The sequence below is a fragment of the Microcoleus sp. LAD1_D5 genome (assembly GCF_036702115.1).
Lineage (GTDB): Bacteria > Cyanobacteriota > Cyanobacteriia > Cyanobacteriales > Microcoleaceae > Microcoleus.
Genome location: NZ_JAUBSA010000068.1, coordinates 25502 through 32966 on the forward strand (window position 1 = coordinate 25502; position 7465 = coordinate 32966).

Annotated in this window: 9 protein-coding genes and 1 tRNA gene; 5 read left to right on the forward strand and 5 right to left on the reverse strand. The window is 47.9% G+C overall.

Going from position 1 to position 7465, the window contains the following annotated elements; genetic code table 11:
* Positions 1–35: 35 nt before the first annotated feature.
* From QUA70_RS22770 to psbX, 3 genes are all read right to left on the reverse strand, one after another.
* Complete coding sequence (locus tag QUA70_RS22770; protein ID WP_333350095.1) at positions 36–1160, reverse strand: redoxin domain-containing protein; 1125 nt, start codon at positions 1158–1160, stop codon at positions 36–38.
* A gap of 265 nt (positions 1161–1425) precedes the next feature.
* Positions 1426–2235 carry a Ycf66 family protein gene (locus tag QUA70_RS22775; protein ID WP_333350097.1) on the reverse strand — a complete coding sequence of 270 codons (810 nt, stop codon included), beginning with the start codon at positions 2233–2235 and terminating at the stop codon, positions 1426–1428.
* A gap of 281 nt (positions 2236–2516) precedes the next feature.
* Positions 2517–2636 (reverse strand): photosystem II reaction center X protein, encoded by a 120-nt coding sequence (gene psbX, locus QUA70_RS22780; protein WP_006634855.1) that lies wholly within the window; start codon positions 2634–2636, stop codon positions 2517–2519.
* A 124-nt stretch (positions 2637–2760) separates the two neighbouring features.
* On the opposite strand from psbX, the gene QUA70_RS22785 reads away from it, so the two are divergent.
* Positions 2761–3045, forward strand: coding sequence for a YggT family protein (locus QUA70_RS22785; RefSeq protein ID WP_006634856.1), 285 nt, complete (start codon positions 2761–2763; stop codon positions 3043–3045).
* Positions 3046–3098: 53 nt separating this feature from the next.
* Here QUA70_RS22785 and accC read toward each other — a convergent pair whose 3' ends face one another.
* Positions 3099–4454, reverse strand: coding sequence for an acetyl-CoA carboxylase biotin carboxylase subunit (gene accC / locus QUA70_RS22790; RefSeq protein ID WP_333350099.1), 1356 nt, complete (start codon positions 4452–4454; stop codon positions 3099–3101).
* Positions 4455–4682: 228 nt separating this feature from the next.
* Between accC and QUA70_RS22795 the strand changes: the two genes are divergently transcribed.
* The 4 genes from QUA70_RS22795 (at position 4683) to QUA70_RS22810 (ending at position 6055) form a co-directional block, all read left to right on the forward strand.
* A tRNA-Leu gene (locus QUA70_RS22795) sits at positions 4683–4766 on the forward strand.
* A 291-nt stretch (positions 4767–5057) separates the two neighbouring features.
* Positions 5058–5270 carry a helix-turn-helix transcriptional regulator gene (locus tag QUA70_RS22800; protein ID WP_333327013.1) on the forward strand — a complete coding sequence of 71 codons (213 nt, stop codon included), beginning with the start codon at positions 5058–5060 and terminating at the stop codon, positions 5268–5270.
* A gap of 37 nt (positions 5271–5307) precedes the next feature.
* Positions 5308–5706 (forward strand): DUF433 domain-containing protein, encoded by a 399-nt coding sequence (locus QUA70_RS22805; RefSeq protein ID WP_333327011.1) that lies wholly within the window; start codon positions 5308–5310, stop codon positions 5704–5706.
* On the forward strand, positions 5699–6055 hold the full coding sequence (locus QUA70_RS22810; protein ID WP_333127850.1) for a DUF5615 family PIN-like protein: 357 nt from the start codon (positions 5699–5701) through the stop codon (positions 6053–6055). The genes QUA70_RS22805 and QUA70_RS22810 overlap by 8 nt, the downstream gene beginning before the upstream one ends.
* 16 nt (positions 6056–6071) lie before the next feature.
* Here the strand turns inward: QUA70_RS22810 and QUA70_RS22815 are convergent, their stop codons facing one another.
* Positions 6072–7292, reverse strand: a complete 1221-nt coding sequence (locus QUA70_RS22815; RefSeq protein WP_333350101.1) for a hypothetical protein — start codon at positions 7290–7292, stop codon at positions 6072–6074.
* Between the last annotated feature and the right edge of the window lie 173 nt (positions 7293–7465).

Below are 7465 nucleotides of genomic sequence, written 5' to 3' on the forward strand. Positions count from 1 at the left end.
TTATTTTAGGACTTGCACCACGGTAGTGACATTCCTCACGCCGGTTCTCCAATTCGGGAATCTGAATCAGCAGCTAAATACTTAAAATTAGCTTGTCGTACCGCAGCGTCCTCATTGCCGTAGAAAAAAGACAGCAAAGCAAAACGCTGGCCACTAATCACGGCAGTGGCTTCATGCAGCAAAGAACACGAAAAAATAATCGCCGTGCCAGAATCGCCTTTATAACCGTGCGGCGCGTACTCTGGAAACCGTAAAAATCCCCCCGTGTACTCTCCCACATTCAAGTTTAGTGTCATTGCAAACCTGCGGTGCAGCGTCGCTTTGCTAGTGTTGTCGCGGTGCGGCCGAAAATAACCGCCGCTATCAGCATCGTAACAGCCTACCAAATACCGCTCAAACCTAGTGATTGTAAACTGAAAAGCTTTTTCTACTTCCGGCCGCACCCGGCGCAGAATAATCGAGTTCAATCGCTGTTGCAACTTTGGCTCTTCAATAAAGAAATCTCGGCGCTTCTTGAAATTCTCGTCGTGAATGCCAACAGTTTTTCCCTCCACTTGCCTCATAAAGCCCGAAGGACTGCCACCGTGAGTTTTGTACATATCGATTAAACTGCGGCAAGATACTTTGTCCAAAACGTTAGGAATTACCAACACCGGGGCGTGGCGAGTGGCTGCTCGGGCTTCCTCAATTGGGGGCAAAGTTTTGAGAAAATCTAATACTTGTTGGGCGTGTTGGTGCGGTTCGCCCATCGGCAAAATATTAATTACCTGAAGGTTTTCGTTGAGAACAAAAGTTTGTGGTACATAGTGAACTCCGGCAACTCCATTTTCTTCGACATCTCGGAAAACACCGTACTGCTGGCTGACTTTTTTATTCAAGTCCCAGAAAAAGAGGAATGACGGAGCAATTGTTGTCGGTCTGTTTTGTTCTTTGTCTGCTGGGTCAACGCTCACTCCGAACCTCGGTACTTGCAAGCTTTGGAATTCTTCTGAAAGCTCTTGAAAGCTTTTGAGGATAACTTGGATTTGTTCAAAAGCTGCGCTGGCAAAGAAAAACAGCACGACTCGCCGGCCGCCAACAGTCGGGAAATGAAATAAGGGGTTATTTGTAGAAGGAACGGAAAACCAGGGAGCCGGATCTCCTATTTCAAGTAATGGCATCTTGCTGATTTAAGATTTGGGATTTTATATTTAGATTATTATTTGGTGGATTAGTTCCACAGATTCGGTATGTGAAAATAATAAAAAAAAATTAGCTTTTATTTGTGTATATCTGCGTTGGTCTGGGGTTTCATCCTCGCAAGTGACAGTCTTTTTAATCACTTTAATATCTGAGAATAAGTAGATGGGCATCAATAAACGCAACTTATTTTTTTGCCGCCGGGTACGAGAAATGTTTAGTTTCACCCATCTACTTAGTGTTTGCCTATTTGTCGAAACTGGGGGAATTATCCGGTTGGTCTTCCGGGTATTCTACAGGTCGATACTCCACGTAGTCTGACGGCGGTGCTTCCACGTCGCGGTTGCTGGGGCGAGACCTGGATGATTCCGTAGGACGGGGTTTTTTGGTTCTCGGCGGGGTATCGGAGCTGCGGTTTTCCGAAGCTGGGGGGCGACTGCTGCGGCTGCGGGTCGGTCTTTCTTCGGGGTTGTCTGAAACGTCCCAGTTGTCAGACTCTTGGGCAGGCGAGGCTTCTGGGCGAGAGGGACGTTTGCGCGAGGATCGATCGGGCGAGTCGGGCTTGGAGGTGTTAACGCTGCCGTTGCGATTCGAGGGGCGGCGGCGGGGTTCGTCGTCGTAGGCTTCCCGGGAGGAACGGTAGTCTTGGCTGCCTCTGATCCGGGGACGCTGCGGATAGTCTTCCTCGGGTTCTAGCTGCTCCATTTCGGCATCGTAGCCGTCGTAACCGTAGGCGTTGCTGACTGGTCGCTCTTCATCTACGTATTGGGCGCGAGTTTTGGCTTGGGCTGTGGTCGCTCCTCGCAGCTTGATGCTTTCTGCTGCAAAAAATATGGCGGTACCGCTGAGCAGAAATTGACCGAATGCCAGAATTGGGTCAAGCCGCCACCCTTGAAATAACAGAATACCGCCGCACAGCAAGCCGACTGCTGCAAAAAAAATATCGTGGTCTCGGGCTAGTTTGGGACGCCACGATCGCAGAAAATACAGTCCTGCCCCTGCAACTGCTAGGATGATCCCTAGCAGGCTGCTCCAGTTCAATCCTAAATTGACCATTAGCCTATCTCCTATGTCTTTCCTATGTTAGCGAGTTAGATTTTACATCTATCATTAAGTCTGTCAGCCCGACTGTGCTTTCTGGGGCAGCCTCCGGTCAGGGTTTCAGCTTGGGAAGTGAGTATAATAATGAGTTTAACGGGAAAAAACCTCAGCTTAGCAGTCAACTGAAGGTTTTGCCTTGACAGTTGCTGGCAGCCGAGGTTTCTCGGATCGGGGAAATGCCCGACTTGTAGCCCACAATTGACTTGCAGCGCCGGACTTAGAGACCCGCTGACTTTTTAGGTGCGCTTGATTTTGTCTTTTTGGCTGATGAATATCAGGCCGATCGTTGCTGGAAGCACTACCACCACCACGCCGACCAGCAGGCTGTACAAAAAGTTCGCGAGAGAAGGAGTCATAGATTCCAAGCCTTTGTTACAACAATTTGATTTTTATTAATTTTATACTTTCGATCGCACCTGTGAAACGGTTAAAATTATGAAGGGCAGACTTAACAAAACTTAAATTTTCGAGATAAGACCCATGACTGGTATTACCGTTGCAAGTTGGATTCTGGGATCTGTCCTAGTCGTGATGACCTTGCTGTTTATTTTTCGGATCGTCCTGACTTGGTATCCCGAGGTGAACCTGAGCAAGTTGCCGTTGAGTCTGATCGCTTGGCCGACGGAACCTTTTTTAGCCGTAACAAGAAAGATTGTACCGCCGATCGGCGGAGTGGACATTACGCCGATTATTTGGGTCGGTATCTGTAGCTTGCTGCGGGAAATGATTCTCGGCCAGCAAGGGCTGCTGACAATGATGATGTAGGAGTTGGCGGTTGACTGTTGGTGGTTGACTGCCAACTGCCAACTGTCAACTGACTACTGACTATTTTGGTTCAAGAACTGTTCGACGAAATTCGTGTAAACTTCGCCGCTGAGAAACTCGGGGGAATCGAGGATTTTTTGGTGAAAGCCCAGGGTGGTGGGGACGCCGGTGATGGCGCATTCCCGCAATGCCCGTTTCATCCTGCGGATGGCTGTCGGTCGATCGCGCCCCCATACAATTACTTTACCGATTAAAGAATCGTAGTAGGCGGGTATTTCGTAATCGGTGTAGACGTGAGAGTCCATCCGCACGCCGGGGCCACCGGGAGGCAAATAACCGCTGATTATGCCGGGGTGGGGTCGGAAATTGCGATCGGGGTCTTCAGCATTGATGCGGCACTCAATGGCGTGACCGTTGAGAATTACTTGGTTTTGCTTGATTTGCAGTTTTTCTCCTTGGGCGATGCGGATTTGTTCGGCAATCAAATCCAGGCCTGTAATCATCTCGGTGACGGGATGTTCTACTTGGATGCGCGTGTTCATTTCCATGAAGTAGAACTTGCCTGATTTGTCAAGCAGAAATTCGACTGTGCCCGCACCTGTGTAGTTGATGGATTTGGCGGCGGCAATGGCGGCGTGACCCATTTGATCTCGCAGTTTCTGGCTGAGGGCTGGGCTGGGGGCTTCTTCGAGGAGTTTCTGATGTCGCCGCTGAATCGAACAATCTCTCTCGCCGAGGTGGATGACGTTACCGTAGTTGTCGGCGAGGATTTGGATTTCGATGTGCCGGGGTCTTTCGATGAATTTTTCGAGGTAAAGTCCGGGGTTGCCGAAGGCTGCGTCGGCTTCGCCTTGGGCTGCTGAGAATAGTTTGGGGAGTTCGGATGCTTCTCTAACTAGCCTCATGCCGCGGCCTCCACCGCCGGCGGTGGCTTTGATCATCACAGGATAGCCGATGTCGCGGGCGATCGACAAAGCTTCGCGATCGTCCGCCAGCAATCCGTCGCTACCGGGAACAGTGGGGACTTTCACCCGCTGCATAGTTTCTTTGGCGGTAGATTTGTCGCCCATCGCCCGCATGGCGGCAGGAGAAGGGCCGATGAAGGTAATTTGATGGTCAGCGCAGATTTCGGCAAATCGGGCGTTTTCGGCGAGGAAGCCGTAACCGGGGTGAATGGCTGCGGCGTTGCGCGTCAGGGCTGCCGCGATGATGTTGGGGATGTTTAAATAGCTTTTGCTGCTGGTGGGGGGGCCGATGCAAACGGCTTCGTCTGCCAACTGGACGTGCAAGGCGTGCTTGTCTACGGTGGAGTGAACGGCGACCGTGGCAATCCCCATTTCCTCGCAGGTCCGCAATATGCGGAGAGCTATTTCTCCCCGATTAGCGATTAAAATTTTCGAGAACCCCATCTTCGCTGCTTAATTCACTCAATATTCTGTACAATAATGCCTTTCGGTATGTTCTGGATAATCGTTTTCCAGAAATTGTTTACAAAAATTTATTTTACATTTTGCGGGTAGTGGTGCTATGATTTTAAATCGGCGGTCTAGAAGGGCAAGTCACAAGTTAAATGTCAGGAACCTCAACCTGTGAATCTTTAACTGGTAACGCAAAAATCCCGGAGATTGCTAGAAAGAGCGGATGTGGCGGAATTGGTATACGCGCACGCTTGAGGTGCGTGTGGCATTATGTCCTTGCGAGTTCGAGTCTCGCCATCCGCATTGAATATGTAAAACAACTGTTGACAGTTTTTGCTGTCGGCAGTTGTTTTGTATTTGATGGGTGGGTGGGCAGAAACCGGGTTTTTGCGAGAATCTTTGGTTACAGGCGAAGCTTTGGGAAAAAACCCGGTTTCTTTGATTGTGGGCGAGTACCTCGGGTGCGGATTCATCAGATATCTTTGAGTGCGATCGAACTTCTGACAGATCCGCACCATACAAAATACTGTTTAACTGTCGATCGACAATTGTGTTTGAATTAGAAACATAGATACTTATCGTTTGTCAAGTAGAATGGGATTAGTTAGGTTCCGAATCCGAGAGTTGGCTGACGAAAAAGGATGGACGCTAAAGGATGTTGCCGATCGAGCCGAGGTTCCGTACAGCACAGTCAGGCACTATGCTCGATCGGAAGGACTAGCAACGGTTGATATCACATCCATTCAAAAGATAGCTCGCACCCTCGATGTTTTGATTGAGGAGTTGATGGAAGTTGTTAAAGAATGAACCGATGAAATTATATTAGCAAACGGAAGTTAGATCGATGACATCCTACGCCTTAAACTTACCCGTTCAGTTACAGCAAGAAGCTGAAAAATTGGCAACACTCCAAGGCATTTCCTTCGATCAGTTTATCCTCTGGGCTGTAGCCGAAAAAGTCGCTACCCTCAACCAGCGGAATGACGATCCGGCTTTTCCTGAAATCACCTATGTGCGCGGCGCTAGCGGCGAACTCGTTCCCGTTTTGCGCGGCACTCGGTTGCGGGTGCAAACAGTAGTCATCGCAGGGCAGAAATGGGGTTTTTCTCCAAACCAAATTGCCACTGAGTATGATTTAAGTGAAGATCAAGTGAACGATGTTCTCGCTTTTTATGCCGCTCACCATCACGAAATAGACGCATCTATTGCCGCTGAGCAAATTATCGAAGCTGCTCATGTCTAAACCGCTATTGCATCTAGATGCCGATACCTCTATTAAAGCTTTGCAAGCCGCCCTTTTATCTCGCAGTCACGATGTCACTCGGACACCGACTGAGTGGATGGCTTTAGATGCTAGCGATGAGGCTCAATTGCTAGAAGCAACAGCGCGAGGGCGGTGTATTTTTACGTTTAATATCCGGGATTTTCAGGTTTTAGCTCAGCGTTATCCCGAACATGGTGGCATCATTTTGGCTGCTCAAAACAGTTGGACATTATCTAGTCTAATTGCTTCGCTCGATCGCCTGCTTTCAGAAACACAAGCTGCTGATTGGAAAGGGCAAGTTCGCTGGCTTAATCAGTGGCGAACCTAATTCTATCTTATCGAACTTATGTATCTCTGGTCGATCGCACTTCTTCCGCTTCCTGCAAAATATGATTAACTGGTGGATTTTGGGAATCGGGTAAATTTGCCTGCACAGAGGATGATTCTTGCAGTTTACGATTGAGGTGGCGTTTAGTGAAAAACCAAGCCAACTTTCCCAAGCCTCCACCGCCTAAACAACTAAGTAGAAGGAGAATAATGAAGGGATGCAGCGGTAGCAGAGGATGTTGGGGAGAAGGGAAATCCCAAGGTTTTTCGATTAAGGGGTAGCCGGCTGCTACGATTCCGGCAAAGCCGACTCCGACACCGATGCCGGTACCGACTGCTTGAATCGTATTTTGTAATTCGCGATCGCGCTCTTTTTCTTTTTCCTCTTTTTTCTGTAAAGTTTGTTGCAGTTGGCGGTCGGACTTGGCTTGTTCTATTTCCACCAAACCCCGCAATGTATTGATAAATTCGCCGATCAAGTCTTTACCCGGCTGGATATAGCTGAGGTAGATTTCTATTTGGTCGAGATAGCGCTTGCAGGTATTTTCGCCAAACTCTCGCCAACTGGGAATATCGCCAGGTTGCCAGAATTTTTGTAAGTAAGTTTGATAGTTGATCTGATTGGTTTTGATTGTGGTATAATGCCCTTGCAGATTTCGCAGTTGCCGTTGATACTGCATAGATAGTTCTGGCATTGATTCGAGAAGTTTTTGCAGTTCTTCTAAGGGCTTATCTTGCTTGAATTGTTTAATCTTTGCTTCTAGTTCGCTGTAAGCTTTTCTGGCTGCAATATAACTTTCTTTCGCTTGTTGGTAAACATATTCAATTTTGTGGCGAGTCAAGAGTGAGCTAAATAAATCGTCATAAACAGAGTCTACATCTGGAGAGATCCCTTGATTGTCGATCCAAACTAAAATCCGATAGAGTTTATTGCGTTGATTGGGTTGGCTAATTTCATATTCAAATAGGGGAACTTTGAGCAAGTTACCTTGAGCGACTAATCCAAATGTAAAGTTAGTGTTTTTTAGCAGATTTCTCACTAATTCATCAGCTACGCCTTGACATTCTGTATCAGGTACTTCTGTTTGTCCGTAAAGCCAGATGGTTTCACCGAGAGTGTTTTCCGAACATTCTAAGAAAAGGCTGCTAGGTTCAAATAAATCGATTTGTGCTGCTGCGACATCTCGCTCATCATCGGCGGGAGATAAAGTTAGATCGAAAGCGTAGGTATCATGCAATAAAAAGGGTGCCAGGCTACCGCTAATGGCTAATTGATTTTGGTGAATCGCAGTAAGTGCGATCGACTGCTGTTCTTTGGTTAGCCATTGATTGATTACTGGAGTTTAGACTAAAAAACGAGCGCATCTAAAAGTAGCTGCCTTTAAATATCCGGCAAGCTGTTACTCCAAAA

Bases quoted from the DNA above. Each gene is read 5' to 3' on its own strand.
- QUA70_RS22770 (WP_333350095.1), bottom strand. From the start codon at position 1,160: ATGCCATTACTTGAAATAGGAGATCCGGCTCCCTGGTTTTCCGTTCCT.
- QUA70_RS22775 (WP_333350097.1), bottom strand. From the start codon at position 2,235: ATGGTCAATTTAGGATTGAACTGGAGCAGCCTGCTAGGGATCATCCTA.
- psbX (WP_006634855.1), bottom strand. From the start codon at position 2,636: ATGACTCCTTCTCTCGCGAACTTTTTGTACAGCCTGCTGGTCGGCGTG.
- QUA70_RS22785 (WP_006634856.1), top strand. From the start codon at position 2,761: ATGACTGGTATTACCGTTGCAAGTTGGATTCTGGGATCTGTCCTAGTC.
- accC (WP_333350099.1), bottom strand. From the start codon at position 4,454: ATGGGGTTCTCGAAAATTTTAATCGCTAATCGGGGAGAAATAGCTCTC.
- QUA70_RS22800 (WP_333327013.1), top strand. From the start codon at position 5,058: ATGGGATTAGTTAGGTTCCGAATCCGAGAGTTGGCTGACGAAAAAGGA.
- QUA70_RS22805 (WP_333327011.1), top strand. From the start codon at position 5,308: ATGACATCCTACGCCTTAAACTTACCCGTTCAGTTACAGCAAGAAGCT.
- QUA70_RS22810 (WP_333127850.1), top strand. From the start codon at position 5,699: ATGTCTAAACCGCTATTGCATCTAGATGCCGATACCTCTATTAAAGCT.